The sequence below is a fragment of the Actinocatenispora sera genome (assembly GCF_018324685.1).
In the GTDB taxonomy this organism is placed as follows: Bacteria; Actinomycetota; Actinomycetes; order Mycobacteriales; family Micromonosporaceae; genus Actinocatenispora; species Actinocatenispora sera.
Window position 1 is genome coordinate 2618621 of sequence record NZ_AP023354.1, and the last position, 26000, is coordinate 2644620.

The 26000-nt window shown below is 74.2% G+C and carries 24 protein-coding genes; 9 read left to right on the forward strand and 15 right to left on the reverse strand.

Going from position 1 to position 26000, the window contains the following annotated elements; all coding sequences use genetic code 11:
* Window positions 1–60 precede the first annotated feature (60 nt).
* Window positions 61–444 (reverse strand): YybH family protein, encoded by a 384-nt coding sequence (locus Asera_RS12645; RefSeq protein ID WP_035296178.1) that lies wholly within the window; start codon window positions 442–444, stop codon window positions 61–63.
* Between Asera_RS12645 and Asera_RS12650 the strand changes: the two genes are divergently transcribed.
* Both Asera_RS12650 and Asera_RS12655 read left to right on the forward strand, forming a co-directional pair.
* Window positions 443–868 carry a VOC family protein gene (locus Asera_RS12650; protein WP_030445745.1) on the forward strand — a complete coding sequence of 142 codons (426 nt, stop codon included), beginning with the start codon at window positions 443–445 and terminating at the stop codon, window positions 866–868. The two genes, Asera_RS12645 and Asera_RS12650, sit on opposite strands and share 2 nt — an antisense overlap.
* Before the next feature lie 73 nt (window positions 869–941).
* On the forward strand, window positions 942–1814 hold the full coding sequence (locus tag Asera_RS12655; protein ID WP_035296176.1) for an alpha/beta fold hydrolase: 873 nt from the start codon (window positions 942–944) through the stop codon (window positions 1812–1814).
* Window positions 1815–1979: 165 nt separating this feature from the next.
* Here the strand turns inward: Asera_RS12655 and Asera_RS12660 are convergent, their stop codons facing one another.
* Window positions 1980–4280 carry a HelD family protein gene (locus Asera_RS12660; RefSeq protein ID WP_051802141.1) on the reverse strand — a complete coding sequence of 767 codons (2301 nt, stop codon included), beginning with the start codon at window positions 4278–4280 and terminating at the stop codon, window positions 1980–1982.
* Window positions 4281–4858: 578 nt separating this feature from the next.
* Between Asera_RS12660 and Asera_RS12665 the strand changes: the two genes are divergently transcribed.
* Complete coding sequence (locus Asera_RS12665) at window positions 4859–5434, forward strand: riboflavin biosynthesis intermediates N-glycosidase (protein WP_030445742.1); 576 nt, start codon at window positions 4859–4861, stop codon at window positions 5432–5434.
* 2 nt (window positions 5435–5436) lie between these two features.
* Here the strand turns inward: Asera_RS12665 and Asera_RS12670 are convergent, their stop codons facing one another.
* Both Asera_RS12670 and Asera_RS12675 read right to left on the reverse strand, forming a co-directional pair.
* Window positions 5437–6111 carry a DNA alkylation repair protein gene (locus tag Asera_RS12670; RefSeq protein WP_030445741.1) on the reverse strand — a complete coding sequence of 225 codons (675 nt, stop codon included), beginning with the start codon at window positions 6109–6111 and terminating at the stop codon, window positions 5437–5439.
* Between the two features lie 118 nt (window positions 6112–6229).
* The gene (locus Asera_RS12675) at window positions 6230–6577 is read right to left on the reverse strand and encodes an RNHCP domain-containing protein (RefSeq protein WP_030445740.1); all 348 of its coding nucleotides are present in this window, start codon (window positions 6575–6577) and stop codon (window positions 6230–6232) included.
* A gap of 259 nt (window positions 6578–6836) precedes the next feature.
* Between Asera_RS12675 and Asera_RS12680 the strand changes: the two genes are divergently transcribed.
* Genes Asera_RS12680 through Asera_RS12690 form a run of 3 tightly spaced genes read left to right on the forward strand, consistent with a single transcriptional unit; the run spans window position 6837 to window position 9534 of the window.
* Window positions 6837–7694, forward strand: coding sequence for a CPBP family intramembrane glutamic endopeptidase (locus tag Asera_RS12680; protein ID WP_244843855.1), 858 nt, complete (start codon window positions 6837–6839; stop codon window positions 7692–7694).
* Complete coding sequence (locus Asera_RS12685) at window positions 7691–8878, forward strand: sensor histidine kinase (RefSeq protein ID WP_030445738.1); 1188 nt, start codon at window positions 7691–7693, stop codon at window positions 8876–8878. The genes Asera_RS12680 and Asera_RS12685 overlap by 4 nt, the downstream gene beginning before the upstream one ends.
* Complete coding sequence (locus Asera_RS12690) at window positions 8875–9534, forward strand: response regulator (protein WP_030445737.1); 660 nt, start codon at window positions 8875–8877, stop codon at window positions 9532–9534. Before Asera_RS12685 ends, Asera_RS12690 begins: the two co-directional genes overlap by 4 nt.
* Before the next feature lie 26 nt (window positions 9535–9560).
* Here Asera_RS12690 and Asera_RS12695 read toward each other — a convergent pair whose 3' ends face one another.
* The 11 genes from Asera_RS12695 to Asera_RS12745 form a co-directional block, all read right to left on the reverse strand.
* Window positions 9561–10844, reverse strand: coding sequence for an RNA polymerase sigma factor (locus Asera_RS12695; RefSeq protein ID WP_030445736.1), 1284 nt, complete (start codon window positions 10842–10844; stop codon window positions 9561–9563).
* 11 nt (window positions 10845–10855) lie between these two features.
* Window positions 10856–11275, reverse strand: a complete 420-nt coding sequence (locus Asera_RS12700; protein WP_030445735.1) for a YciI family protein — start codon at window positions 11273–11275, stop codon at window positions 10856–10858.
* A 426-nt stretch (window positions 11276–11701) separates the two neighbouring features.
* Window positions 11702–13030 carry a lipopolysaccharide biosynthesis protein gene (locus Asera_RS12705; protein WP_030445733.1) on the reverse strand — a complete coding sequence of 443 codons (1329 nt, stop codon included), beginning with the start codon at window positions 13028–13030 and terminating at the stop codon, window positions 11702–11704.
* 6 nt (window positions 13031–13036) lie between these two features.
* A complete protein-coding gene (locus Asera_RS12710) occupies window positions 13037–14002 on the reverse strand; it encodes a DUF1616 domain-containing protein (RefSeq protein WP_030445732.1) in 966 nt (321 codons plus the stop codon).
* Window positions 13999–15858, reverse strand: a complete 1860-nt coding sequence (locus tag Asera_RS12715; RefSeq protein ID WP_030445731.1) for a hypothetical protein — start codon at window positions 15856–15858, stop codon at window positions 13999–14001. Before Asera_RS12715 ends, Asera_RS12710 begins: the two co-directional genes overlap by 4 nt.
* Complete coding sequence (locus tag Asera_RS12720; RefSeq protein WP_030445730.1) at window positions 15855–17279, reverse strand: glycosyltransferase family 2 protein; 1425 nt, start codon at window positions 17277–17279, stop codon at window positions 15855–15857. Before Asera_RS12720 ends, Asera_RS12715 begins: the two co-directional genes overlap by 4 nt.
* A complete protein-coding gene (locus Asera_RS12725; RefSeq protein WP_035296173.1) occupies window positions 17276–18232 on the reverse strand; it encodes a glycosyltransferase family 2 protein in 957 nt (318 codons plus the stop codon). Before Asera_RS12725 ends, Asera_RS12720 begins: the two co-directional genes overlap by 4 nt.
* Window position 18233: 1 nt before the next feature.
* Window positions 18234–19040, reverse strand: a complete 807-nt coding sequence (locus tag Asera_RS12730) for a glycosyltransferase family 2 protein (protein ID WP_244843856.1) — start codon at window positions 19038–19040, stop codon at window positions 18234–18236.
* Between the two features lie 363 nt (window positions 19041–19403).
* Window positions 19404–20633: a hypothetical protein gene (locus Asera_RS12735; protein ID WP_030445727.1), complete on the reverse strand. Its 1230-nt coding sequence runs from the start codon at window positions 20631–20633 to the stop codon at window positions 19404–19406.
* Complete coding sequence (locus tag Asera_RS12740; protein WP_051802099.1) at window positions 20630–21625, reverse strand: glycoside hydrolase family 26 protein; 996 nt, start codon at window positions 21623–21625, stop codon at window positions 20630–20632. The genes Asera_RS12735 and Asera_RS12740 overlap by 4 nt, the downstream gene beginning before the upstream one ends.
* Entirely contained in the window at window positions 21622–22431 is an 810-nt protein-coding gene (locus Asera_RS12745) for a polysaccharide deacetylase family protein (protein WP_169745824.1), read from the reverse strand. Before Asera_RS12745 ends, Asera_RS12740 begins: the two co-directional genes overlap by 4 nt.
* Window positions 22432–22787: 356 nt before the next feature.
* On the opposite strand from Asera_RS12745, the gene Asera_RS12750 reads away from it, so the two are divergent.
* The 3 genes from Asera_RS12750 (at window position 22788) to Asera_RS12760 (ending at window position 25900) form a co-directional block, all read left to right on the forward strand.
* On the forward strand, window positions 22788–23903 hold the full coding sequence (locus Asera_RS12750) for a HesA/MoeB/ThiF family protein (RefSeq protein WP_030445724.1): 1116 nt from the start codon (window positions 22788–22790) through the stop codon (window positions 23901–23903).
* Window positions 23904–24092: 189 nt separating this feature from the next.
* Window positions 24093–25343 (forward strand): hypothetical protein, encoded by a 1251-nt coding sequence (locus tag Asera_RS12755; RefSeq protein ID WP_051802097.1) that lies wholly within the window; start codon window positions 24093–24095, stop codon window positions 25341–25343.
* Window positions 25340–25900, forward strand: coding sequence for a thioredoxin-like domain-containing protein (locus Asera_RS12760; protein WP_051802096.1), 561 nt, complete (start codon window positions 25340–25342; stop codon window positions 25898–25900). Before Asera_RS12755 ends, Asera_RS12760 begins: the two co-directional genes overlap by 4 nt.
* Window positions 25901–26000 lie beyond the last annotated feature (100 nt).

Sequence of the window (26000 nt, forward strand, 5' to 3'; positions counted from 1 at the left end):
AACTAATCTAGGGCAAGGTTCGATAAAACTCGAACCAAATGCGGCGCGGCGCGCTCGGGCTCAGGCGGGGTGGGCGATGCGGGGATGGTCGATGGCCCAGAGCCAGCTGCCATCGGGTTGGCGCCGGGCGACCTCGGCGGTCACCGAACCGTCGGCCAGTACGGTCGAGGTCAGCGCGAGGTCGTCGCGCAGCAGCGTGGGCGCCGGGCGGCCCGGCTCGAACCGGGGCCGGTCGGCGAGCAGGTCGGCGTAGACGCGGCGAATCGCGTCCCGGCCCACGGTCGTCGCGCCGGCCGGGAAGGCCAGTACCGCGTCCGGTTCGTACAGGGCGGCCAGGCCGTCCGCGTCGCCGGCGTTGGCGCGCTGCAGAAACAGCCGGCCCAGCTCGTCCGGCGTGGTTGCCCCCGGCACGGCGGTCACCTCCTGCTGCGATGATCGGGTCATGTCAGCATCGCACCGGCCCGGGTTCCACCTGGCCATCCCGGTCGACGACCTCGCCGCGGCCCGCCGCTTCTACGGCGAGGTGCTCGGCCCGCAGGGCCGCGACAGCGACCACTGGATCGACTGGGACCTGCACGGCCACCAGCTCGTCACTCACCTGGTACCGGGCGCGACCGGTCCGGCCGGGCGCAGCGAGGTGGACGAGCACCGGGTGCCGGTGCCGCACTTCGGACTGATCCTGCCGGCCGACGAGTTCCACCGGTTGGCGCAGCGGCTGCGGGACGCCCAGGTCGAGTTCGTCATCGAGCCGTACCTGCGGTTTCCCGGTCAGCCGGGGGAGCAGTGGACGATGTTCCTGCACGACCCGGCCGGCAACGCGCTGGAGTTCAAGTCGTTCGCCGACGAGTCGCAGATCTTTGCCCGCTGACAGGTGGCGCACAGCCGTCCGTTCGTGACCTGGGAGAGACCGGGGCCACCTCGGCGGCTGCAAGAATCATCGGATGACCGAATCTTGGCGGCTGCCCGACGGCCGGATTCTCGACGTGGACGTCAGCGGCCCGGCCGGCGGTACCCCGCTGGTCTTCCACCACGGCACCCCTGGCTCGGTGCTGCCGATCCGGGCACTCGCCCGCGCCGTGCACGACCGGGGACTGCGGCTCGTCACGTACTCCCGCGCCGGATACGGCGGGTCGACCCGGCGGCCCGGGCGCACCGTCGCCGATGTCGCCGGTGACGTCGAGGCCATCCTGGACCACCTGGGCGCCGAACGGTGCGTGACGGCCGGCTGGTCCGGCGGCGGTCCGCACGCGCTCGCCACCGGCGCGCTGCTGCCCGGCCGCGTTGCCGGGGTGCTGAGCATCGCGTCGGTCGCGCCGTACGACGCGGAGGGGCTGGACTTCGACGCCGGGGCCGGCGAGCAGAACATCGAGGAGAACGCGGCCGCACTGCGCGGCGAGGCAGTGCTGCGGCCGTACCTGGAGCGCGAGGCCGCCGGGCTCGCCGACGCCGACGTGGCCGGGCTGATCGCCGGGATGTCCACGCTGCTGCCGGCGGTGGACCGCGCCGTGCTCACCGACGAGTACGGCGAGGACATGACCGCCGGATTCCACGAGGCGCTGCGCACCGGCATCGACGGCTGGCTGGACGACGACCTGGCGTTCGTCACCCCGTGGGGCTTCGCGCTGGACTCGATCTCGGTACCGGTGTCGGTGTGGCAGGGCAGCGAGGATCTGATGGTGCCGTACGCGCACGGCGAGTGGCTCGCGGCGCACGTCCCAGGCGTCCGCGCGCATCTCGTGTCCGGCGAGGGGCACCTGTCGATCGGCCTGGGCGCCACCGACGCGATGCTCGACGAGCTGACCGCCATGCTCTGAGGTTCGGCGACAACGGAACCTCGACGCCGGGTCGGTCGCGCGCCGGCCGGTCCACCCCCCGGCGGTCGCGCCCGGGCGGGCCGACCGTCGGCCGGACCGCCCGGGCGCGCCGGGGTGGGCCGCAGGGCTACCGGCAGCGGCGTACCTCCGCGGCAACGGTCGCGGTCAGGACTCCAGGCCGGGCGGCAACTGTCCACTGTGGATGACGCCGAGCCGGTTGGTGGTACGGGTCAGCGCCACGTACAGGTCGGAGTAGCCGCGGCGGGACTCGGCGACGATCTCGTCCGGCGCCACCACCAGCACGGTGTCGAACTCCAACCCCTTCGCCTGGCGGGCGGTCAGCACCGCGACGCCGCGCTCCAGGTCGGCGTCGTCGCCGCTGGCCGCGTCGGGGGCCACCGCGCGCACCGCGGCGGCGACCGCGCCGGCCCGCCCCGCCGGGACGATCACGCCGACCCGGCCGTCGCCCACCGCGGCGACCTCGGTGCGCACCGTGTCCGCCACCTCGGTGGCGATCAGATCGCCGGGTACGCAACGGAACCACGGCTCGTCGCCGGTGTCTCGTACCGCCCGCGGCGGGGTCAGCGTGGGGTCGATGTGGGCCAGCAGCCGAGCCGCCACCGCGAGGATCTCCGCCGGGGTGCGGTAGCTGGTGGCCAGCTCCGCGGTCCGCAGCCGACCGTCCACATAGGGCGCGAACGTGTCCGCCCAGGTGCGGGTGCCCGACTCGTCGGCGGTCTGCGCGACATCACCGACCACGGTCAGCGACCGGGTCGGGCAGCGGCGCATCAGCGCGCGCCAGGCCATCGGCGACAGCTCCTGCGCCTCGTCCACGATCACGTGCCCGAACGTCCACTGCCGGTCGACCGCCGCCCGCTCGGCCGCGGTACGCCGGTCGGCCTCGACCTGCCGCTCGGCGAGCTGCTCGGCGGTCAACGCGTCGGTGACCTCCAGCACCTCGGTCTCCTCGTCCTCGAACTCCTGCGACATCGAGCCCGCGGCGACCTCCAGCACGCCCTCCGCGTACTCGATCCGGCGGCGCCGGGCGCGTTCCTCCCGCTCGCGCCGGGCCCGGTCGTCGACGCCGAGTAGCTCGGCCGCCTCGTCCAGCAGCGGTACGTCGGCGACCGTCCACGGCGCGCCGGGGTCGCGGCGCAGCAGCGCGCGTCGCTCCTCGGGCAGGGCGGGCGCGGCGGCGGCCAGCCGGTCGTCGGAGGCGTACAGGTCGGTGAGCAGTTGCTGCGGCGTCAGCGTCGGCCACAGCTCGTCCAGCGCCGCGGCGAGCCGGGAGTCGGTCGCCAGCTCCCGGCGGATCTCGGCCACGTCGCTCTCGTTGAGCAGCAGCGCCCCCTCGCCGGGGGCGTCGTTGCCGCCGAGCGCCTGGTCGGCGTACGGATCGTCGCCGAGCCGCTCGGCGACCTGCCAGCCGAGCGCGTCGACGATCTCGGCGACGAACACCTCGCGGGCCAGGTTGTGCGGCCGGGTGGTTCGCCGGGCCCGCTCTCGGGCCGCCGCAACGGTTTCCGGCTCCAGTACCACGGTGTCGTGCTGGAAGCCGAAACCCTGGTGGCTGTCGTCGATGCGCACCTCGACCGGCTCGTCCGGTACCCGCTGGCGGTCGGCGACCGCGGTGCGCAGCACCTCGACCATCGAGGTGGCGCCCTTGACCAGCCCGGCCTCCGGTGTCTCCTCCACGGCGGTGGCGATGCCCGGGTACAGCTCGCCGACGGTGCGGGCCAGCACGCCGGTCTCGGCCAGCGCCGGCAGCACGTGCTCGATGTAGCGCAGGAACGTCCGATGTGGACCGACCAGCAGCACGCCCTGCCGGGTCAGCTGCTCGCGGTAGGTGTAGAGCAGGTACGCCGCGCGGTGCAACGCCACTGCGGTCTTGCCGGTACCGGGTCCGCCCTGGACGACGAGCATCCCGGCCAGCGGCGCCCGGATCACCCGGTCCTGCTCGGCCTGGATGGTGTCGACGATGTCGCGCATCCGCCCGGTACGGCTGCGCGACAGCGCGGCGAGCAGCGTCGCCTCGCCGGTCAGCCCCTCGTGCCCGGCGTGCGCGGCGTCGTCGAGGTCGAGCACCTCGTCGGTGACGTCGACGATCCGCCGGCCGCGGGTGTCCAGGTGCCGGCGGCGCCGCACGCCCTCCGGCGCCGCGGCGGTGGCGAGGTAGAACGGCCGGGCGGCCGGCGCGCGCCAGTCGACCAGCAGCGGCTCGTACCCGTTGGCCTCGTCGAAGATGCCGATCCGGCCGACGTAGCGGGGCGGCTCGTCGGCCGTGAAGTCGAGCCGGCCGAAGCACAGCCCCTGCTCGACCGCGCCCAGCATGGCCACCTGGTCGTTGGCGTCGCGGACCACGCTCTCCCGCTCGGCCCGCTCCGACGGCGTGTTCCCGGTCTGCCGCAGCGCCCCGGACAGCCGCCCCTGCGCCTCTCCGCGCAGCTCGTCGAGCCGTCCGTACAGCCGGTCGAGGTGGTCCTGCTCGACCGCGACGACCGTCGCGTCGCCGCCATCGCCCCCCGCCGGGCCCGCGCCGCCATCGACCCCCGCCGGGCCCGTGCCGCCGTCGACGCCCGCCAAGCCCGCGCCGCGGTCGGGGCCCGTGCCCGCGCCGCCGTCCGCGCCCGTGCCCGCGCCGCGGCCGGCGGCTGTGCTCGCGCTACCGTCGGGGGCGGTCACCGCCGCATCCCGGGTGGTGCCCGGTGCCGGTTGCTCTGCCACCGTCGATCGGTCCCTGTCTGCCACGCGCCTGCCACCTTCGCCCCGGGGATCCACTGGCCGGGTCGACGCCGCGGCCGCCACCAGGGCAGCATGCACCGTGAACCCGAGCCGAGGGCCTAAGCTAACGCGTGCAGGCGCGGCCCGCCCATCATCTGCCGACTGCCTCACGATTCCGCCGGACAACCCCGGAACCGGCCGTTCGCCCTGTTAGAATGGCTCGTGACGGCGCGCCCGGTCCTCCGACCGGCCGCCGTTTTTCCGTGCAAACCTCCCGTGCCGCGCCCGTCGTCCGCACGGGGCGGTCCTGGCAGGATGGGGCGGTGCGGAGCGATGGCGCGGGCGCGGTGCGCAGCGTGGCGGAGCTGGTGGCGGCCCTCGATGCCGGGGCGGCGCCGAAGTGGCTGCTGTTCTGGGGGCACCGGCCGGAACGCTCGGGTGAGATCGGCAAGGGCTGCCTGAGCCAGTGGTGGCCGTGTCTGTTCACTGTGGACGGTGTCGGGTACGCCTCGGCCGAGCACTGGATGATGGCCGGCAAGGCGCGGCTGTTCGGCGACGACGAGGCGCTGGCACGGATCCTGGCGGCGCGGACGCCGGCCGAGGCGAAGAAGCTCGGCCGGTCGGTCCGGGACTTCGACCGGCAGGTGTGGGAGTCGCGCCGGTACGGGCTGGTGGTGGACGGGAACGTCGCCAAGTTCGGTCAGGATCCGCGGCTGCGCGAGTTCCTGCTCGGCACCGGGTCGCGGGTGCTGGTCGAAGCCAGCCCGTACGACCGGATCTGGGGGGCCGGGGTCGCGGTCACCGACGAGCGGGCCACCGATCCGGGTCGCTGGCCCGGCGCCAACCTGCTCGGATTCGCCTTGATGCAGGCCCGCGAGCTGCTGGGGACGTACCGCTGAGCTCAGCTGGTCGTGGCTTGGCGGCGGACCTTCTCGGTGATCCAGGTCGGTGCGTACGGGGAGGTGCAGCCGCGCGGGGTCGGGTAGTCCCGGAACACCCCGAGCCGCTCGCCGATGGCGAGGGCGCGGGCCCGGTGGTCGGGGTGTTCGATCCCGATCTGGGCCAGGCAGTGGTTCATCGCCCACTGCAGCCGGTCCGGCGCTTCCGCCAGCTGGCCTGCGATCGTGTCGAGCAGCGCCGCCAGGTCCAACCCGTCGGGGTTGCGCGCGACCCGGGTGGTCGTCAGCGCCCAGCCGGCGCTCGCCACCACCGGGTCGGGGTCGGCCAACCACTGCTGTCGCAGCGCTTCGGCGTGAGGGCTCTTGGCCACCACGGTACCGACCAGCCAGTCGTGCACCTTCGGCGTGCTGGCCGCGCGCAGCATCGCGTCCAGCTCGTCGCGCTGGTACTGCTTGGGTCGGCTGATCTGGATCGCCAGCAGCCGCGCCGAGCTGTCCCCGGTGGCCCACAGCTCGCGGGCCAGCTCGGGCCGGGTCTTGAGCCGCTTCGCGATCGCGCGCAGCGCGGTGAGGTTCACCCCGTGGTCGTCGCCGTGCCGCTGGTTCACCGCGCGGATCTTCGGATCCTCCAGCGCGGCCAGCTCGGCCAGCACCTCCGTCACCGTCGTGTCGGCCACCGCCGCCTCCCTCTCCGCCGGTCGGCATCCAGCCTACGGTGCCGCACGCGGCCGGTTCCGGGCGAACGACCGGTGGTCGGGTGGGGTCCGCGCCGGACGCGCGCGGACCCCGCCCGCGTCAGCCGTCGTCCTGGAGGCGTTGGACCGGGAACGGAGGCATGGTCAGCGGGAGCGCCGCGAGCCGCAGCAACAGCAGCGGGTTGTCGTCGCCGGCGGTACGGTTCAGGCGCAGCCGGCCGCAGCTGAGGCAGCGGTGGACGAGCACCCAACTTCCCTTGCCGCGCACCGTGACCGCGATCGGTTCCATCCCGGCCGAACACGTTGCCTTGCGGTCGCCGGGGGTGTTGCGGTCCAGGTGCCGGGACCACAGGCAGCGGGGACAGTGGTTACGGTGTGTGGTTCCGGGCGCGTCGAGCGAGACGGCCGCGCCACACTGGGTGCACTGGAACGAACGTGCGAATGCCAAGTCGTGAGACCTTTCTCAGCGAGCGTGCAGGGTGGATGGGCATTCGACTCGCCTCCTTCCGGTCTCGACGATGGGCCGCGATCAGCAGACCAACCGTGGGCGGCGCGGTCAAGTCAATAACGGCCGATGCCGGCCGCGCGGTGTCCCCCGTGCGAGCTACGGGGAAGTGTCCGCTCGATGGTGACGATTCCGATCGGTCCGGTCCGTAGCGTTCCGGGCGGTTGCGGCGCAGTGGCCGCACGTCCGGTGAGGAGTCGTCGTGAAAGTGTTCTTCAGGACCGTCCTGCAGCTGGTCGCCATGGCGGTGGTGGCCGCCGCCGGCGGCCAGGCGCTCACCGCGGTGCAGAAGAACCCGTGGCTGGAGCTCGCGGTCGGGGTCGGTACCGCGGTCGCCGCACTGTTCGTCTACAAGGGACTGGTGCGGCTGACCGAGCATCGCCGGGTGGTGGAGGCAGGCGCCAGGGGACTCGTCCCGGGCCTGCTGCTCGGCCTCGGCATCGGCCTCCTGCTGTTCGGCTGCGTTGTCGTGAACATCTGGTTCCTGGGCTACTACCAGGTGCACGGTGTGACGGCGAACGTCGGGATGGTCGGCCTGGTCGGCTACATGGCGGGGGCGGCCGTGACCGAGGAGCTGATGTTTCGTGGTGTTCTGCTGCGGGTCCTGGAACGGGGGACGGGTACCTGGCTCGCGATGCTGATCTCCGGCCTGCTGTTCGGCGCGTACCACCTGGCCAACCCGGACGCGAGCCTGTGGGGGGCGGCCGCGATCGTGGTCGAGGCGGGCGGCATGCTGGCCGCCGCGTACATCGCGACCCGCAAGCTGTGGGTACCGATCGGGCTGCACTTCGGGTGGAACTACGCCGCCGCCGCCATCTTCAGTACCGAGGTCTCCGGCAACGGCGGCAACCAGGGACTGCTGGACGCGACGATGCACGGTCCGGCGCTGGCCACCGGCGGCGATTTCGGCCCCGAGGGCAGCCTGTACTCGATCGTGTTCTGCGTGTTGGCGGCGGTCGTGTTCCTCGTCGTCGCGTGGCGCCGCGGGCGCCTCGTGCCGCGGAAGGCGCGGGCCGCCCGGCTGGCGAGTCTGGACGCCGTTCCTACACTTTCGCAGTGATCGTTCTGCCGCGAATCCCCGGACCGTGGCGACGCATCGGCGCCGCGGTCTGGTACGTGCCGCTCGCGCTCGCGCTGCTCGTCACCTCGCTGGTACCCGGGTTCCACCACTACGGCACCCAGCTCGGCGGCGTGCCGACGCGCCCCTTCGACGCCTGGGCGCTGCTCGCGGTCGCGTTGCAGTGCCTGCCGTTGATCAGCCGGCGCCGGTGGCCGGTGGTGAGCCTGGCGCTGGTGTGCGCGGGGTTCGCGCTCGACCAGCTCCGGGGGTACCACACGGTCGCCGGCACCGCGCTGCCGTTCGCGCTGATCGGGGTCGGTGCGGCGCTGGACCGCTTCCGGCGTACGACGGTGCTGGTCTGCTCGGCGGCCTTCGTGGTGCTCGCGGCGGCGCTGGACCGGGTCGGTGCCGGCGAGACCGTGACCGAGTTCGTGGCGTTCTACCTGGCGTTGGCGCTGTGCTGGGGGATCGGCGCCTGGTGGCGGGCGAGCCGGCTGGCCGAGACCGAGCGGCGCGACCGCATCGCCGCGGCCACCCGGGCCGCGGAGCGCACCCGGATCGCCCGCGAGCTGCACGACGTGGTGACCCACCACGTGACGGCGATGGTCGTCCAGGCGGAAGCCGCGCGATACCTGACCGCGGTGCCGGAACGGCTGGACGAGACGCTCGGCGCGGTCACCGACACCGGCCGGCGCGCGATCACCGACCTGCGGCACCTGCTCGACCTGCTCGAGCCGGAGCACGACGCCGAGGCGCGCACGCCGACTCTCGGCCGGCTGCGTACGCTGGTCGAGCAGACGCGCCAGGCGGGTCAGCCGGTGGAGTTCGACGAGGCGGGTGCGCCGGCCGAGTCGACCGGCAGCGCCGATCTCGTCGCGTACCGGGTGGTGCAGGAGGCGCTGACCAACGCCCTGAAGTACGCGCACGGCAGCCGCACCGCGGTGCGGGTGCACTACGGCGAACGGGAGATCAGCGTGCAGGTCGCCACGCACGGACCAGGTGCCGACCGAACACCGACCGGCCGGCCTTCCGGTGCGCCAGCGGCGTTTCCGGCCGGCGGCGGGCGGGGTCTGGCCGGCCTGCGCGCGCGGGTCGACGTGCTGGGCGGGGAGTTCAGCGCCGGCCCGCAGCCGGGCGGCGGTTTCCTGGTAGGGGCCCGGATCCCGGCCGGGAAGGCGTCGTGACCGCCCCGATCCGGGTGCTGGTCTGCGACGACCAGGTGCTCATCCGCACCGGCCTGGCCACGATCATCGACGCGCAGCCGGACCTGGCCATGGTGGGTGAGTGTGGCGACGGCCGGGCGGTGGTCGATCTCGCCGGCCGGCTGCACCCCGACGTGGTGGTGATGGACGTGCGGATGCCGGTGCTCGACGGCATCGCGGCGACCCGGCTGCTCGCCGGTGCCGGCGTCGAAGCACCGGTGAAGGTGCTGGTGGTGACGACGTTCAACCTGGACGAGTACGTCTACCAGGCGTTGCGGGCCGGGGCGAGCGGGTTCCTGCTCAAGGACGCGCCGCCGGCCCAGCTGCTGCACGGCATCCGTACCGTCGCAAGCGGCGCGGCGCTGCTGGACCCCGAGGTCACCCGCCAGCTCGTCGGCCGGTACGCGGCGCGGATCCGGCCGATGGACGGCGCCGCACCGGATCGCCCGCTGACCCCCCGCGAGCTGGAGGTGCTGCGCCTGATCGCGGACGGGCTGTCCAACTCCGAGATCGCGGCGACGCTACGGATCAGCCAGGAGACGGTCAAGACGTTCGTCTCCCGCATCCTCACCAAGCTCGGCCTGCGCGACCGGGTCCAGGCGGTCGTCTACGCCTACCGCCACGGCCTGGCCACCTGAGCGTCAGAACAACGGCCGGCTGCGGCTCAGTCGAGGGCGCGGAGCTTGCGGGACAGTACGGTGCGGTCCCGGTCGTTGTCGCTGCGTTGCAGCGCGACCCGCAGTGCGGCCCGGGCCTCGTCGGTGCGACCCAGGCGGGTGAGCAGTTCGCCGCGGACGCTGGGCAGCAGGTGCGAGGTGGCAAGGCCGGGATCGGCGGCCAGACCGTCCACAATGGACAGCGCAGCGGCCGGGCCGTCGGCCATGCACACCGCGACCGCACGATTGAGTTCGACCACCGGCGAGGGCGCCAGCCGGCCGAGCGCCTCGTACAGCAGCACGATGCGCGGCCAGTCGGTGGCCCGGACCGACTCGGCGACCGCGTGGCACTCGGCGATCGCCGCCTGCAGCCCGTACGCACCGAGGCCGCGACCACGTCCGGCGCGGGCCAGTGCGGCGCGGCCGCGGCGGATCGCGGCGCGATCCCAGCGGCGCCGGTCCTGCTGCTCCAGCAGCACCGGCTCACCGTCCGGTCCGGTCCGGGCCGGGAACCGCGCCGCGGTCAGTTCCAGCAATGCGAGCAGGCCGGACACCTCCGGTTCGGCCGGCATCAGCCGGGCCAGGATCCGGGCCAGCCGCAGCGCCTCCCCGGCCAGGTCGAACCGGATCGCCGCGCTGCCCGAGCTGGCCGAGGACCCCTCGGTGAAGATCAGGTACACGACGTTGAGCACCGAGCCGAGCCGCTGCGCTCGTTCGGCCGGCGGCGGGACCGCGAACGGTACCCGGGCCGCGCCGAGCGTCCTCTTCGCCCGGGTGATGCGAGCCTGCACGGTGGCGGTGGGTACCAGGCAGGCCCTGGCGATCTCGTCGCTGGTCAGCCCGCCGAGTACGCGCAGGGTCAGCGCCACCCGGGCCTCCCGCGACAGCACCGGGTGACAGGAGACGAACATCAGCGCCAGCGTGTCGTCGTCGATCCGGTCCGGGTCCCACAGGACGTCGTCGGCGTCCCGGGCCGGGTCGGCCGGTACCGGGCCGGACGCGGCGCCGCCCTCGCCCAGGTCGCGGGCGATGGCGGCGTACCTGTCGTCCTGGGTCGCGCGGCGGCGGTACGTGTCGATCGCCCGCCGCCGCCCGACCGTCAGCAGCCAACCCGCCGGGTGGCGCGGCACACCGTCGCGCGGCCAGGACACCAGCGCCTCGGCCAGGGCCTCCTGCGCCAGGTCCTCGGCCAGCGCGAAGTCACCGGTGTAGCGGGCGAGTGCGCCGACGATGCGGGCCGACTCGATTCGCCACACCGCGGCCACCGCCTCCCGACCCGCCGGTTCGGTCATCGGAGCAGCTTTCAGAGCTGGCCGGTGGACTCGCGCCAGGCGCGTTCCCGCTTGATCCACTCGTTGTCCTGCGGGAACTCGTCGATGGTCGGTACCCGGCGGATCTCGGTCTTGAAACCGGGCCCGGTGATCGGCATCCGCTTCGCCCACTCGACCGCCTCCTGGATGGACGCGACGTTGAGCAGGTAGAACCCGCCGAACAACTCCTTGGTCTCCCCGTACGGCCCGTCGGTGACCAGCGGCGGCTCGCTCGAGTGGTCGACCACCACGCCCTCGGCCGCGTCGGCCAGCCCCTCCGCGGCCAGCAGCACCCCGGCCCGGATCAGCTCGTCGTTGAACCGACCGACCGTCTCCAGCATCTCGGCGAAGTCGGCCTCGCGCATCTGCGCGTACGCCGTGTCGTCCGCCCGCATGATGAGCATGTACTTCATGGTGGTTCCTCCGTGTCGTCCGGGCCGCCGTCCGGCCCGTTCATCCGTAGGTCGAACGGCGCCGGGTCCGGATCGACACGTCGCCGGACTTTCTTCAGAAACCTTTCCGTGCCGCGCCCGCCGCCAGAAGCCGCAGGTCAGAAGGGTGTCAGCGAGCTGGTCGGCTCGGTTTGGCGGGGCGGCGCCACCAGCGGACCGGGCGGTAGCGGGGGCACACCTCGGCGCCGCAGACGGCACAGTCGCTGCCGCGCCGGTAGTGCCGGTGCGCGCTGCGCGGATGTCCGCACACGCACGGCCGCTCGCCGCCGGCCGAGCGATCTACGCCGTTCACCGGACGGTCGGCGCCGGTCACCGAGTCGTCGGCCGCTGCGCGGTCGGCGCCGGTCACCGGTCGCTCCGTTCCGGCCGCTGCGCGGTCCGCGCCGGTCACCGGTCGCTCCGTTCCGGCCGCCCGCCGGCGCGGGCGGTTGCCGCCCACAGCACGATCGGCGCGGTGACCAGAGCCTCCAGCGCGAACACGCCGACCAGCCACAGCACCATCGTGGTCAGGCCACCGTGGGCCCCGCCGTACGCGGCGGCGGCGATCTCCAGGCAGCCGGCGAGCACCGCGCCGGCGGTGGCGAGCCGCACCTTGTCGAGCACCCGTACCACGCCGACGACGAGCTGGCGGAACACCGCGAACACGTAGGCGAGGGCGAGGATGCGCAGCGCGCCGGTGGCGACGTCGGCGTACTCGGTGCCGAACAGCGACATGATCGGCCGGGCGGCGACCGCCACCAGCGCGGTGGCCGGCAGGCCGACGCCGAGCGCGACCGCGAGCGCGGTGCGCAGCTTGGCGCGCAGCACCGCACGCTGCCCGGTCGCCACCGCGAACAGGGCGGTCGCGAGGTTGCCGGGCAGCATCACCGCGACGGTGTAGACCATCCAGGCAGTGTAGAAGGCACCGGTCACCCGCACCCCCAACACCGCCGTCACCACCAGCGGCAACGTGACGTGCGGCAGGTACAGGGAAAGGTTGAGCAGGTTGTAGTCGAAGGCGCGGGAGGTGCGGCCGCGCAGCATCGACAGAGCCGGGCGCAGCGACCCGAGCCGGCCGCGGCGGTGCAGCAACGGGGCGAGCAGCAGCAGCGACAGCAGCAGCCCGGCGAGCCAGCTGGCCAGGATCGGGGCACCGGTCGCGGTGACGGGCAGCAGCGCGGCGGCGCCGAGCAGCACCAGTTTGACCACCGCGAAGTACAGGTTGCGCAACATCTGAAACGGCCCGGCGGCGAGGCCGACCAGCCCGTCGTCGACCACCAGCGCCATCGCGGTCAGCACGATGCCGGCCGCGACCAGGACGACCATCGTCGGTCCGGGTAGCGCCGTGCGCAGGCCGGGGATGGCGAACCAGGCGAGGCCGAGGTAGACCAGCGCGCCGACGGTGGCGATGGCGCCGGCGGTGAGGGTGGCGGCGGACAGCAGCGGCCAGCGGTCGCCGGGCAGCCGGGGCAGCTCGCCGATCAGCATCGTGCCGAGCCCGAACATGCCGAGCGTGCCGACCAGCGTCATCGCCGACACGGCCGCCGATGCGGTACCGACCGCCTCCGGGCTGAACAGCCGGGCCGCGACGAACCAGTACAGGAAGCCGGTGGCGGAGGTGATCAGGGTGGACGCGGTCAGCGAGCCGGAGCTGGTGAGCAGGTCGCCGTCCCGGCGGGCCAGGCGGGCCAGCCGCGCCCTGGGGCGGGGCAGGGTCGGGGCTGCGCGGTGGGCCATGGTCGGTCACCCCCCGGCCAGGAACACCGACCGGTCCGGGGTGCCCCGGTCGCCGGTGTAGAGCTGTGCGGTGACCCGTCCGACCGCCGGTACGGTCAGCCGCCAGGTGCGCGACTGCCCGGGCGCGAGCCGCACGCTGCGGTGCGTGTCGTACCCGTCCGCGCCGGTCACCCGGACCGTGTAGGCGGTGGCGGCGGATTCGTTGCAGGACACGGTGATGCGTACCGACCGGTCGAGCGCGACGGCGGAGCCGACGGGCGTGATCGACAGCGCCGTGTAGTGCTGCACCGAGCCGGCCCCGGCCGCCCGCAGCGCCACGGCGCCGGCGCCACCGAGCAGCGCGACCGTCAGTACCGCCGGGAGCACGACGCGCAGCGCCCGCCGCACCGCCGCCCGCGGCTCGTCGTTGCGACGCTGCCACGCCGGATCGCTGCGGGGCGCCGGCCCGCGGGCCTGGCCGCGTCGCACCGCGCGCCGGCCGGTCCGGTCCGCCTCCGCGCCGTCCGGGTCGGGCCGGGGTGACCGCGTGCCGGCCGGGTCGCGGCGGGCTGCTCGTGCTGCGGCGGGATCGCCGAGCACGACGTGCAGGCCGCAGAGGGCGAGCGTGACGACCGTCGCGAGTACCGCCCACACCGGCGCGGTCAGCCGAGCGCCCGCGGCGTAGCAGCCGATTCCGCCAAGGACCGGTACCGCGATGCTCAGCAACGGCACCAGCGCGATCCGCTCCATCGTGGACAGTCGAGGGCGGAGCGGGCCGACGGCGGCGAGGCCGGGCAGGACGAGCACCAGCGCGAGCCCGGCCGGGACCCGCAGCACCGGTACCGGCAGCAGCACGGCGCCGGCGGCGAGTAGCGCAGCGCCCGCCACCCCGATCGGCCACCGCGACCGGCCCGGGTTCGCCCCGCGCAGCGTGCCGAGCACGCCGCGCCGGCGGGCCGCTGGGCTGCGCGCACCGTGGCGCCGGGCGGTCATCGCTGGTCCACCGTGTAGATGCGGACCGCGCCGTCGTCGTACCGGCGGTCGCTGCCCGGCAGCCGGTCGAACTTGGCGACCGCGGTGCGTGGCAGCGGCCGGTCCCGCTGCCCGGCCCGCGGATCGGTCGGGAACAGGCTGCCGGTCGGCGGGGTCTCGGTGCCGAGCCGGCGGTCGACCCACAGCAGCGACACCGCCTGCTGCCGCAGCAGCGCCTCGGTGTCCGGCGTCCAGCGGGGCGTCGTGTACACCCGGTCGATGTAGCCGACCGGATCGAGCCGCCCGTACGCGGCGGCCAGGGTGCAGCCGGTCAGGTCGCAGCCGATTCGGGTACCGGGCGGGTACTGCCGGCCGAGCCACTGTGCCGCGGCGATCGACCGCGCGTCCAGCCCGCTCTCGTAGCCGTCGAGGCGAAACCCGCCGGGCAGCCGCTCGAACCCGGGCGGCCAGCCACCCAGGCGCGCACCGACCAGCAGCAACAGCATCAATGCGGTACCGGCGGCGACCCGCAACCGGTGGCGCGCCGGTGACAGCTCGCCGCGGAGGTCGCTGCTGCCTCGGCCGGCGGCGCCGGCGAGGACCCCGGCGGCCAGCAGCGACAGCGGCAGGTAGGTGAACGTGGTGGCGCGGCCGGCGATCTCCGGTCCCTGCGCGCCGACGAACCGGATCGCGGCGACGGCGAAGAACGCGCCGCCACCCGCCAGCAGCGCCCACCGCCACGGGTCGCGGCACCGGGCCCGTACCGTCGCGCGCAGCGCCACCACCAGCACGGCGAGCAGCGCCAGCAGCCCGGCCGCCTGCACGGCGGCGGCCACCGGGTCGGTGCCGGCCGAACCGCCCGACCGGCCGGACAGCAGGCCGCTCGCCGCGTCGCCGAGCTGCCGCAGCTGCGGGCCGAAGTAGTCGAACACCGACCGCGCCGGCCCGAGCGTCCAGGCAGCCACCAGTGCGGCTCCGGCCGCCGCCAGCAGCAGCGTCTCGTAACGCCGGGACGGGGCGCCGGACCGTGCGGGGGCCCGCCGGCGGCCCAGCAGCGCCTCCAGGGTGCCGAGCAGGGCGAGGATCGCCACCGCCAGGTACCCGGTGACGTGGTGGGTGACCGTCATCGTGGCCAGCGCGACCAGCCCGATCGCCGCGTACGGCAGGGTGTTCGGCGAGCGCAGCCGCCAGCGCCGGCTGGCCCACAGCACCAGCGGCAGGAACGGCAGCGCGATCGTCTGGTACAGGTACATCGAGTCGAAGAACAGGTAGTGCAGGCCGGTCGCGTACAACACGCAGGCGAGCGCCGCGGTGCGGGGCCCGGCGCCGGTACGGCGGGCCAGCGCGAACAGCGCCGCGACGAACGCCAGGTGGCAGGCGCCGGCGACCAGCAGGCCGGCCACGGTGACCGGCAGCCCGGTGAGCCCGGCGACCGCGGCACCGACCTCGGCGATGCCCGGGTAGTGCGCGGCGATCGGCAGCGCCTCGTTCGGCCGGTACAGCGCTCCGGCGTGCAGCAGGTCGGTGGTGCCGGCCCAGTGCTGCAGCTCGTCGGGGAACCGGAACCGGTTTGGGCTGTACATCCACTTCAGCAGGTACTGCATCGTCGCTAGCCCGAGCACCAGGGTGCCGGCCTCGGCGGTACGGATCGTGCGGGCGGCGAGCAGCCGCACGGCGACCGGGGTGAACACCAGCAGCTGCCCGCACCAGTACGCGACGCTGCCGTTGGCACCGGCCCAGCCCTGCGCGTACGAGACCGCGACGAGTGCCACGCCGACCGCGCAGGCGGTCAGCGTCACCGGCGCGCCGCCGAGGGCGGGCGCGCGCGGTACGGCGGGCGCCACCGCGTCGCGGTGCCGGTCGGCGGTCAGCGTCATGTCGCCCCGTCCACCACGTGCGCGGCGCCCGGGGAGCCACCGGTTGCGTCCCGCTGCGCCGGCTCCGGACGCTCCGGGGCCGGCGGCGTGGAGGAGTGGCGGGCGGCGCGACGGCCGCGCAGGTACCAGAGCGGGCCGCGGAGCATGCCGTGCCGGTTGGCGGTGAGCAGGTCGCGGGGGAAGTCCGGGCCGATGCTGGCCATCCGCGGGCTGCCGGCCGCGAACAGGTCGTGCAGCGCCCGCGGCGCCAGCCGGGCCAGGCTGAGCAGGCTCGCCGGGCGCCGGCACACCAGCGCCGTGTACGCGGCGGTCAGGCCCGAGCCGTAGCCGACCAGCTGGCTGCGCAGCCCGGCGAGGTCGTCCCGGTGCCGGTGCCGGACCAGCGCGCCGGGATGGTAGACGACGGTACCGCCGGCGGCGAGCAGCGTCATGAACGCCAGCGTGTCCTCGCCGCCCAGTGCCGGCGCGCCGCCGCCGAGCGCGGGGTCGAACCGGCCGATGCGGGCCACGGCGCCGGGGCGCAGCGTCATGTTGACCCCGCTGCCGACCGGCGGTAGCGGGTAGAGCGGGTGCTGCCGATCGCGGCCGCCCGGGCCGAACACCCACTCGCGGAAGCCGCGGCCCTTGCTCAGGCCGCCGTACTGCTCGAACCACAGCTGTGCGGGGCTGTCGAGCACCAGCGGTACGACGGGGCCGGTGACGGCGTCCGCGGTCGGATGGTCGGCGAACGCGCGGGCGATCTCGGCGAGCCAGTACGGGTCGGGTTGCGCGTCGTCGTCGACGAACGCAACCGTGCTGCCGCGGGTGGCGGCCAGCGCCACGTTGCGGGCGTTCGACGCGCCGGCGCGCGGGGCGACCAGGTAGTCGATCTCGACCGGGTGGCGGGCGCGCGCGGCCTCGACGCAGCGGCGGGTGGCATCGGTGCGTGGTGCGTTGTCGACCACCAGCACCCGGAACCGGGAGTAGCGTTGCGCGGCAACGGCGTCCAGGCACTGGGCCAGCAGCTCGGCGCGGTCCCGGGTGCAGATCGCCACCGTCAGTTCCGGTGCCGCACGCAGCACCTCGGCCCGCCGGCGCAGGTACTCCGGTGTGTCCATGGTGGACGCTGCGGGCGCACCGTCCGGCGCGGCCGGCTGGTCCGCGGCCGAATGGCCGCCGTGGCGGGCCCGCGGGGTGGCCGCGGCGACGGCGTCGGCGATGCGGCCGGGGCCCAGGGCGGCGGTCAGCGCGGCCGCCAGCCGCGCCGGCGCGAGCCCCTCGTCGGGGATCGCGACCGGTACCAGCGCCAGCGGCTCGGTGTGGCGTCGCAGCAGCAGGAAGGCCCGGTCGGCGCGCCGACCGGTCGCATCGCGGGACGGCACGGCGGGCAGCGGGTCGGACAGCTCCACATCCCGTACCACGGCGGGGATCCGCGCCGTCATCGTCGCCCCCCACGGGCTGCGGACGCCCGGCGGCCGCCGGTCAGCTCGACCAGCGCGCCGCAGCCGGCGGCGCCGACACCGGCGAGCATCGCGGCGGCCGGCAGCAGGGCGGCGGCGTTGCCGCGCAGCGGTGCGGTCGCGCCGCGCAGTATCGCCCGCGGTACGGTGCCGAGCAGGTATCCGCGCTCGCTGGAGAGGCTGGCGGGGCCGCGGTTGAGCCGGGCCAGCGCGATCTTCCCGCGGCCTTCCTGGTAGCAGCGGCCGAGGAAGTAGCGCAGCAGCGTCTTGTCCGCGTCGACCGGGTGGCGCACCCGCGCATCCGGTGCGTACCACCAGATCCCGCCGGTGGCGCGGCTGAGTCGCAGGCACAGGTCGGTGTCCTCGGGCCGGGACAGGTTGCCGACCTTGCCGAAGTCGACCCGGAATCCGCCGACGGCGCGGAACGCCTCGGTGCGCACCGCCATGCTCGCCGACCAGACGTTGCGTACCGGGCCGGCGGTGGTCGGCAGCCCGGCATAGGCGCCACCCCACGCCCACAGGAACTCGTCCGGTACCCACCGGGGGCGAGGCCCGGCCCAGACAGGGGTGATGGCGCCCCCGACGCCGCACACCGAAGGGTCGGCGAACGGCGCGGTCAGCGCGGCGAGCCAGCCGGGCTCGGCGGCCGCATCGCCGTCCAGCAGCGCGATCAGCGGCGTGTCGAGCAGCCGGGCACCGCTGTTGCGGTTGCCGGAGACGCCACGCCGGGGGTAGCGGTTGGCGATCACGGTGACGTGCGGGTAGGCATTCTCCAGCCGGGCTCGCAGCGGCTCGTTGTGGTCGACGGCCACGATCAGGCGGGCGGGCGCGGGTCGCTGGGCCAGCACCGATTCGATCGATCGGCGCAGCAGCGGCCACTGCCGGTCGTGGTGGCAGGGCACCACGACGCCGACCTCGGGGTCCACCGTGGACATCTCAGCGCTCGCTCGCGTCACGCTCGCCGGCCGGCGCCTGTGAGGCGAACCTGGCCGCCACCGCGACGGCCACCGCCGCCCGGCGCCGGTGCCGCGGCGACCGGGCCGCCCGTCGGGCCCGCCGGTACTCGGTGGCGATCGTGTTGAGAATGCGCCGTCCGTCGGCGAACACGTGCAGGTTGCTCTCCCCGTGCAGCCGGCGCGCCTCGAGGCTGGACACCTCCTGGATGGACAGTCCGGTGCAGGCGGCGCGGATGTTGAGCAGCGTCTCGATCTCGAAGCCGTCGCCCCAGAGCCGTTTCCCGTCGGCGGTGGTGAGCTGCGGGTCGGGCAGCTCCAGCCGCGGGATCACGTCCCGCCAGAACGCGTTGTAGCCGTAGCACAGGTCGGTGAACCGGGTACCGAACAGGCGGTTGACGATGCCGTTGAGGATCGCGTTGCCCAGCCGGCGAACCGGGGTGATGTCCTCGCTGCCGCCACCCGAGCAGAACCGGGAGCCCTTGGCGTAGTCGGCACCGTCGCGCAGCGCGCCCACGAACGCCGGGATCTCCATCGGGTCGGTCGAGCCGTCCGCGTCGATCATCACCACCACGTCGCCGGAACACTCGGCGAACCCGCACGCCAGCGCGTTTCCCTTGCCGGTACGGGTCTGCCGGACGACCCGGATGTCCGGCCGCAGCGTCCGTGCCACCTCGACGGTGTCGTCGACCGAGCCGCCGTCGACCAGTACCACCTCGGCCAGGCCGGGAGGAAGTCGGGCGAAGACGTACGGCAGGTTCTTCGACTCGTTGAGCGTGGGGATCACCACGCTGACTCGCGGCGCGCCGGACGGTAAAGGACGTCTGCGGCCATTGATGGCAGTAGGCAAAACCATGGTTCCCCCGTGTCGGCGCCGCGCGGCTCCCGATGCACTGCCGCGACGGGTATCGACGTAGCGCAGCCGTTCCGACACCCAGAAGTTATCCCCAGCCTGACCTGCGAGAATCCACCAAATGGCTACCGTTGATCGGCATCTCGCCAGCCGCCGGCACCGACCGGTGGCCGACGGTGGCCCCGACGGAGTGCGGCCGGGACCGCCCGGTTGCCGGTACCCGTCGGTAGTTTGGCGGGCGATGGCTGTGTCGACGGTGGCCGCCCGGCGGCCCGAAGGGGAGTGTGCCCGAGCTGCCGGTCACCGCGACAGCAGATCGACCGCCCGGTCGCAGACCAGTTCCAGCGCCCGCCGCACCTCGGCGCCGGCGAAGCTGGTGGCGTGGAACGAGACGTCCAGGTGCAGCACGCCGGACAGCTCGGCCACCGACACCGTGACGGCGTCCGGCCCGCCCGGCGTCAGAACGGTCTCGTTGCGCCGCTGTGCCGGCGGCGCCGCCCACGGCAGGGGCTCCAACGGTTCGGTCCGGCCGAAGTGCGTGAGGGTGATGGCCGGAGCGCCCGCCCAGCGGTCGGCGGCCCGCGCGGAGTGCGGCGCGAGCATGACGTGCGCCGTACGGGCGGCCATCATCGACAGGGTGCGGCCGGCCGCAAGCTCCGCGCGTACCGCGGTGTCGATGGCGACCGGGGAGTCGAGCGGATCGGGCCGCAGGTACTGGCCGAACGCGAAGTTGCCGCTGACCTCGGTCGTCGCGGGCAGGTAGCGGCGGGCGTCGACCAGGATCGTCACGCCGGGTCCGCGCGGCGGTAACCCGGCGGCGGCGAACGCCCGCAGGATCGCGGCGAACAGCGCCGACGCGGTGCTCACCGCCGGGGCCGCGGCCGAGCGCCAGTCCCGCAGCGCCGGCAGCAGTCGCGCGGACCGTACCGAGACGTGGCTCGGTTCGGGCCGCCAGCCGGCCGGGAGCTGCCGCTCCGGCACCGGCGGCCGCACCAGCCGCAGCGCCGCGGGTACCGAGCGGGGATGGCGGCCGAAGTGACCGAGCAGCGCCCGTGCCAGCGGGGCGCCCAGCGGCGGGGTCGCCGGGTCGGGGTCGCAGCCGGTCGCGCTCGACGCGAGCGCACCGAGCAGGGTGTTGAAGCCGCGCCCGTCGGCGAGGCAGTGGTTGACCGCGGCGGCCAGGTAGTCGCCGCAGACCGCGAGCCGCAGCGGTGCCTCGTCGACATCGGCGGCCCGTACCGCGGCGAGCGCCTGCCCGGCCGGATCGCCGGCCGGTGTCGGGGTCGAAACGAGCGCGGCCACCTGCGCGGGGACCCCGACCCCGGTACGCGGCACCCAGCGCCGGCCGTCGACCAGCCGACACAGCGGCGGCCAGCGCGGGTCGTCGGCCTGCCGGCGGATCAGCGCGGTGCGCAGGTCGGCCGCGCACAGCCCGTGCAGCGGGCCGATCAGCCGCACCATCCGTACCGAGGTCCAGGCCCGGTCGCGGTAGGCCACCCGGCGGCCGACGCCGGCCTGATGCGCGCTCATCCCTGGAACCTCGGATCGGCACCCATCGCCTTGACGGCGGCGAGCAGCTGCGGGGTGGCGTCGATGCGCCAGCTCAGCGCCGTGCTCTGGGAGGTGTCGGTGTCGAACCAGATCACCGCCCGGGTGCGGGGATGTCGGGCCACCCACCGGCGCAGCTGCCCGACCCAGTGCGCGGCGAACTTCCCGTCCGCGCGCACGCCGGTCTCGGCGAGCATGAACGGCTTGTCCGTGCCGAGGTTGTACACCCGGTCGAACAGCTGGGCCGGCGACTTGGTGCCGTAGCTGTAGCCCGACACCGCGATCCAGTCCACGTACCGGTCGCCGGGGTAGTAGCGCCGCACGTCGTTCCAGCGGGCGTCCGGGTTGGAGTTGCGGTTCGGCCCCCACACCCACTGCACGTTCGTCGCGCCCTGCTTCGCGAAGATCGCGTGCAGGTGCCGCCAGGCGGCGACGAACCCGGCCGGGTTCTTGCCGTTGGCCGCGCCGCCCCAGACGAACCAGTCGCCGTTCATCTCCCACCCCCAGCGCAGCAGCACAGGCTTGCCGTACCGCTTGAGCCGGTCGGCCTGCTCGGCGATCCAGGTGTCCTGCGACCCGTCCAGGATCTGCCGGTAGTAGGTGCCGCGCCACGACGCCATCAGCAGCTGGCCGGGGTCCGGCGCGGGCGAGCCGACCAGCAGCGAGTCCTTCCAGGCGAAGAACTCCTGGTCGATCCGGTACGAGCGGCCCAGCTGCCGGCGCCGCAACGCCTCCGCCTGCTCGTGCGTGTGCCCGGACAGATCCAGGTACGCGCCGAACATGACCCGCTGCGGCGCCGGCCGGCTGGGGGTCGCCGACGGCGACGGTCGCGCCGACACCGACGACCGGCCGGCCGGGCTCGGTGGGTCGGCGCCGCCGCCACCGGACCCACCGGTACCGCAACCGGACAGCACGACCACGGTCGTCAGCAGTGCGGCGAGCATCGCGCGGCACCGCCGGGTACGGCCGGTCATGTCAGTACCCGGCCGGAGATCCGGAAGACCTGGCGCCGGACCAGCCGCCAGGCCGGCTGGCCCAGCGCCCGCAGCCGGGCCGCCCAGGCCGGGCCGCCGGTCTCCACCAGCTCGACCACCTGCTCCCCGGTCTGCTCCGGCGTGGGCAGCAGCCGGGACACGGCGAAGCGGTCCGCGCCGATGGTGTGCAGCGCGCGCCCGACGATGCAGGCGTTGTCGTAGCCGTGCCGCGCGACCGCGGCGCGCACCGCGGCGTCCTGGTACCCGTGCGGGTAGCAGAACGACCGGATGCGCCGCCCGTACCGTTCGGTCAACCGCTCGCGGGCGATCCGTAGCTCCTCGTCGACCTGGCCGCGCGGCAGGACGTCCAGCGGGCGGTGGGTGAGGCCGTGGCAGCCGATCTCGACGCCGGCCGCGGCCACCTCGTCCAGCTCCGGCCAGTCCAGCAGCCGGCCGAACAGCCCGGCCCGGTCGCCCAGCCAGTCGGCCTCGTCGCCGAGCTGTCCGACCACCGGGTACAGCGTCGCGCCGGCGCCGACGGCCAGCAGGATCGGCAGCGCGTCGAGGAAGTCCGCGTACCCGTCGTCGAAGGTCACCGCGACCACCGGGTCGGTGAACCCGCCGGACACCAGGTCGAGCGCGTCGCTGAGCCCGACCAGCCGGTACCCGGCCGAGGCCAGCGCGGCGAGGTGTTCACGCAGCCGCCGCTGCGGCACGGCCAGCTCGGCGAGCGGCCCCGCCGGGACCGTCGACACCGAGTGGTACATCAGCACCGGCAGTGTGGCCGGGCCAGGCGGGTCTGCCACGATGCCTCTTCTCGTCGTGGTGCCGGGCGCGAACCCGACCCGAGTATCGGCACCGGCCGGGCCCGCAGACATCCACCACTCAGCCGGTACCCTCCGCCGCTCGGGCGCGCCGGGCCGCCCGAACCGCCCCGCCGCGGCGCCGACCGGCTCGCGCCGGGGCACTCCGCAGTACCGTTTCCGGCCGCGCAGCTCCCACCGCGGTGGACGGGCGGGAATGTGCGCGAACTGTGGAGTGCCGAGGCGTCAGCTGATACGGTCATGCGCGACGAAAGTTCGTGACGGGTCAGGGAGCGCTCAATCGACGTTCCAGCCGATGTTTCGGCCGCGTTGTGAGCGCGCGATCACCTGGAGGTGGTATGCGGCCCCGACTCAAGTCCGTCGCCTGGGAACGCGACGGTGCCCGGCTGCGGTTGGTGCACGACGTACGCGACCGGTTGCTCGTCGAGGACCCCGACGGTGCGGTCGAGCGGCTGCTGGAGCTGCTCCGGGCCGGCGGCCGAACCGTCGCCGAGCTGGCGGAGCAGTTGGCGATGCCGGTGGACGACGTCGTCGCGGCCGTCGCGGCGCTCGACGAGTACCGGTTGCTGGAGGATGGCGAGCGGCTCGGCGGGTTCGGCGCGGCCGACAGCGAGCGCTACTTCAGCAACCTGGGCTTCTTCGAGACGTTCGCGTCGCTGTCGTGCAGCCGGGAGGACTTCCAGCGCCGGCTGCGCGCCGCACACGTTCTCGTGCTGGGCACCGGCGGGCTCAACTCCAACACGGTGCCGCACCTGTGCGGGCTGGGCGTCGGACGGCTGACCCTGCTGGACCGCGACACCGTCGACGCCCGCAACTTCGCCCGTCAGTACCTGTACCGGTGGGGCCAGCGCGGCGACCGCAAGGTGGCGCGGGCCGGCGAGTGGGTGCGCGAGTTCGACCCGGCGATCGAGGTGGACACGATCGACGCGGCCGTGGACTCGGCGGCGGCGCTGGCCGCGCTGCTCGACGAGTACGCGCCGGACGTGGTGATGTCCGGGATCGACAGCCCGGCCGACGTGGACGACTGGGTGAACGCGGAGTGCGTGCGTGCCGGTGTGCCCTACGTGCGGGGCGGCATGTGGGTCAGCCAGGGCGTCGTGTGGTCGGTGGATCCCGGCCGCAGCGCCTGCCGCCGGTGCGGCGTGCACGAGCCCGACGACGGTGACGCGGCCGGCGAGGCGGCCGCCATCCGGTTGCACGCCACGAAGCCGCGCGTCAACCGCGGCATCGGACCGGTGGCCGGGCTGCTCGGTTCGCTGGCCGCGTTCGAGGTGTTGCGCTACCTCACCGGCTTCGAACCACCCGCGTACGCCGGCAGCCCCATCTCGGTGGACTTCGCGGCCGGTTGCCGGACCGATCAGGTCGAGTGGGCGCGCGATCCCGCGTGCCCGGTGTGCGGATCGATCGACGCGTCCGTTGCGACGGCCGGCGACGCCGGCCTGGGCCGGCCGTGAGCCGTCCCTCGGTGGCCGCCGGCCCGGCGCCACCGAGCGGAGCCGTCGGAAGGAGGTGAACGCCATGAAGATCGAGATCAAGAAGATCGAGAACACCCGCCTGACCGGTTGTCAGATCGCGGGCAAGCTGTGCGACTCCTGAGGTGACCACGGTTCGGCCGGCCGGTACGACATGTCTGGAGGTGTCTCGTGACCACCGTTGGTGCCGATCTGGCTGCGGCGACGGCGCCGCTGGTGGTGGCGCGCGACGGCGCGGAGTGCGTACTGGGCCGGCCGGATCTGGGGCTGTTCGTCACGGTGCCGGAGCCGGGCGCGGTGTTCGTGGAGGCGCTCCAGTCGGGTGCCTCGCTGGCCGAGGCGACCGACGCCGCGACCGCGGCCGCCGGCGAACCGGTCGACGGTGCGGACTTCGTGGCAACGCTGACCGCCGCCGGTCTGCTCGACCCGGTCGCGACGCAGCCGGACGCGGATCCGGACGGGGAGGCTTCGCCGATCCGGGGTCGGCGGCAGCGGCCGATCCGGTGGATCGAAGGGGTCGACCCGGCGGTCGCCCGCCGGTTCTTCGGCCGGCCGGCCTGGATCGGGTACGGGTCGGCGGCGGCGATCGCGGTCGTGCTGCTGGTGGCGCGGCCGGAGTTGCGGCCCAGCTTCGAGAGCGTGTGGTTCCTGTCCGATCCGCTGCTGTCGCTGCTGGCGTTGCTGCCGTTGAGCCTGCTGTTCAATGCGCTGCACGAGATGTGGCACTGGCTGGCCGGCCGGGCTCTCGGCATCCCGGCGATCTTCCGGTTCAGCTACCGCGGCGTGTACGTGGTGTTCGAGACCGATCTGAGCCAGATCGTCACCGTACCGCGGCGCCGCAGGTACGGCCCGTTCCTGGCCGGGATGGCGGTCGACAGCACCGTGCTGGCGGTCGTGTTGCTCGTCCGGTTGGCATACCTGCGGCAGCTCGTCGAGCTGCCGCCGCTGCTCGACCGGGTGCTGGCCGCCCTGGTGCTCAACCAGGTCATCTCGCTCGTGTGGCAGTTCGGCGCGGTGTTCCTCCGGTCCGACATGTACGCCGTGCTGGCGAACGCCTTGCGCTGCACCAACCTGTACCGGGTGACCTGGCTGACCACCAAGAACCGGCTCTGGCGGTTGTCCGACGACGACCGGGCCGAGCTCGCCGCGGCGAGCTCGCGGGACCGGACCGTGGCGCGCTGGTTCGGCGTGGTGTACCTGGTCGGGATCGGCGCCATGTGCTGGCTGTTCCTCACGTTCAACCTGCCGATCGTGCTGTCCATGCTGGTGTACGTCGGTGGCAACCTCGTCGTGCCGTCGGCGCATTCGGTGCCGTTCTGGGAGTCCGCCGCCGTCTCCCTCTACTTCCTCGTCGTGTACGGCACTCCGGGGCTGCTGGCACTGCGCGAACGGCGACTGCGCAGGAAGGGTCTGCTGCTGTGAGCCGCTTTCTCTGGCGGGCCGCCGCCGTCGGGGCGATCGTCGCCGCGGTCGTCGCGCTGCTGGTCGGCCCGTACCGGGCACAGCTGGTGGCCACGGCCGCCGGTTCCCGCGCCCCGAGTCGCGCGGCACCGTGCCTGCCCGGTACGGGGGTGGCCATCATGGACAGCCCGCACATCTCGGTGGCGAGGGCGGCGTCCGTTCGGTACAACTCCGATCCGCCGACCTCCGGTCCGCACTTCCCGTTCGTGGCCGCGGTCGGCATCTACACCGCACCGTTGCCCGACGGGTTGACCGTGCACGCCCTCGAGCACGGCCACGTCGTCATCCACTACCCGCCCGCCACGGCGCCGGCGACCGTACGGCTGCTGCGCGACGTGCAGCGGCGCTTCCCCGCCGACACCCTGCTGGTGCCCCGCCCCGGCCTGCGCTCCATCACGCTGACCGCCTGGGGCCGCATCGACCGGCTCCCGCGCTACGACGAGGCGCGCATCGTCCGGTTCGTCACCGCCCTGCGCGGGCGCTACGACCATCACTGGACGCGCCCCGACGGCTGCTGAGCCGCGACGCCACGCCCCCTGGCCGGTCCGCCGGCCCAGCCGGATTGGTCCGGTTGGTTTTGCCCGTGATGGCCCTGTGCGAGCCGCCGTGGGTGGACGA

Excerpts from the sequence above, each read along its gene's own strand:
- Asera_RS12650 (WP_030445745.1), top strand. The coding sequence starts at position 443 with ATGTCAGCATCGCACCGGCCCGGGTTCCACCTGGCCATCCCGGTCGAC.
- Asera_RS12645 (WP_035296178.1), bottom strand. The coding sequence starts at position 444 with ATGACCCGATCATCGCAGCAGGAGGTGACCGCCGTGCCGGGGGCAACC.
- Asera_RS12655 (WP_035296176.1), top strand. The coding sequence starts at position 942 with ATGACCGAATCTTGGCGGCTGCCCGACGGCCGGATTCTCGACGTGGAC.
- Asera_RS12695 (WP_030445736.1), bottom strand. The coding sequence starts at position 10,844 with ATGACCGAACCGGCGGGTCGGGAGGCGGTGGCCGCGGTGTGGCGAATC.
- Asera_RS12700 (WP_030445735.1), bottom strand. The coding sequence starts at position 11,275 with ATGAAGTACATGCTCATCATGCGGGCGGACGACACGGCGTACGCGCAG.
- Asera_RS12705 (WP_030445733.1), bottom strand. The coding sequence starts at position 13,030 with ATGGCCCACCGCGCAGCCCCGACCCTGCCCCGCCCCAGGGCGCGGCTG.
- Asera_RS12710 (WP_030445732.1), bottom strand. The coding sequence starts at position 14,002 with ATGACCGCCCGGCGCCACGGTGCGCGCAGCCCAGCGGCCCGCCGGCGC.
- Asera_RS12715 (WP_030445731.1), bottom strand. The coding sequence starts at position 15,858 with ATGACGCTGACCGCCGACCGGCACCGCGACGCGGTGGCGCCCGCCGTA.
- Asera_RS12720 (WP_030445730.1), bottom strand. The coding sequence starts at position 17,279 with ATGACGGCGCGGATCCCCGCCGTGGTACGGGATGTGGAGCTGTCCGAC.
- Asera_RS12725 (WP_035296173.1), bottom strand. The coding sequence starts at position 18,232 with ATGTCCACGGTGGACCCCGAGGTCGGCGTCGTGGTGCCCTGCCACCAC.
- Asera_RS12735 (WP_030445727.1), bottom strand. The coding sequence starts at position 20,633 with ATGAGCGCGCATCAGGCCGGCGTCGGCCGCCGGGTGGCCTACCGCGAC.
- Asera_RS12740 (WP_051802099.1), bottom strand. The coding sequence starts at position 21,625 with ATGACCGGCCGTACCCGGCGGTGCCGCGCGATGCTCGCCGCACTGCTG.
- Asera_RS12750 (WP_030445724.1), top strand. The coding sequence starts at position 22,788 with ATGCGGCCCCGACTCAAGTCCGTCGCCTGGGAACGCGACGGTGCCCGG.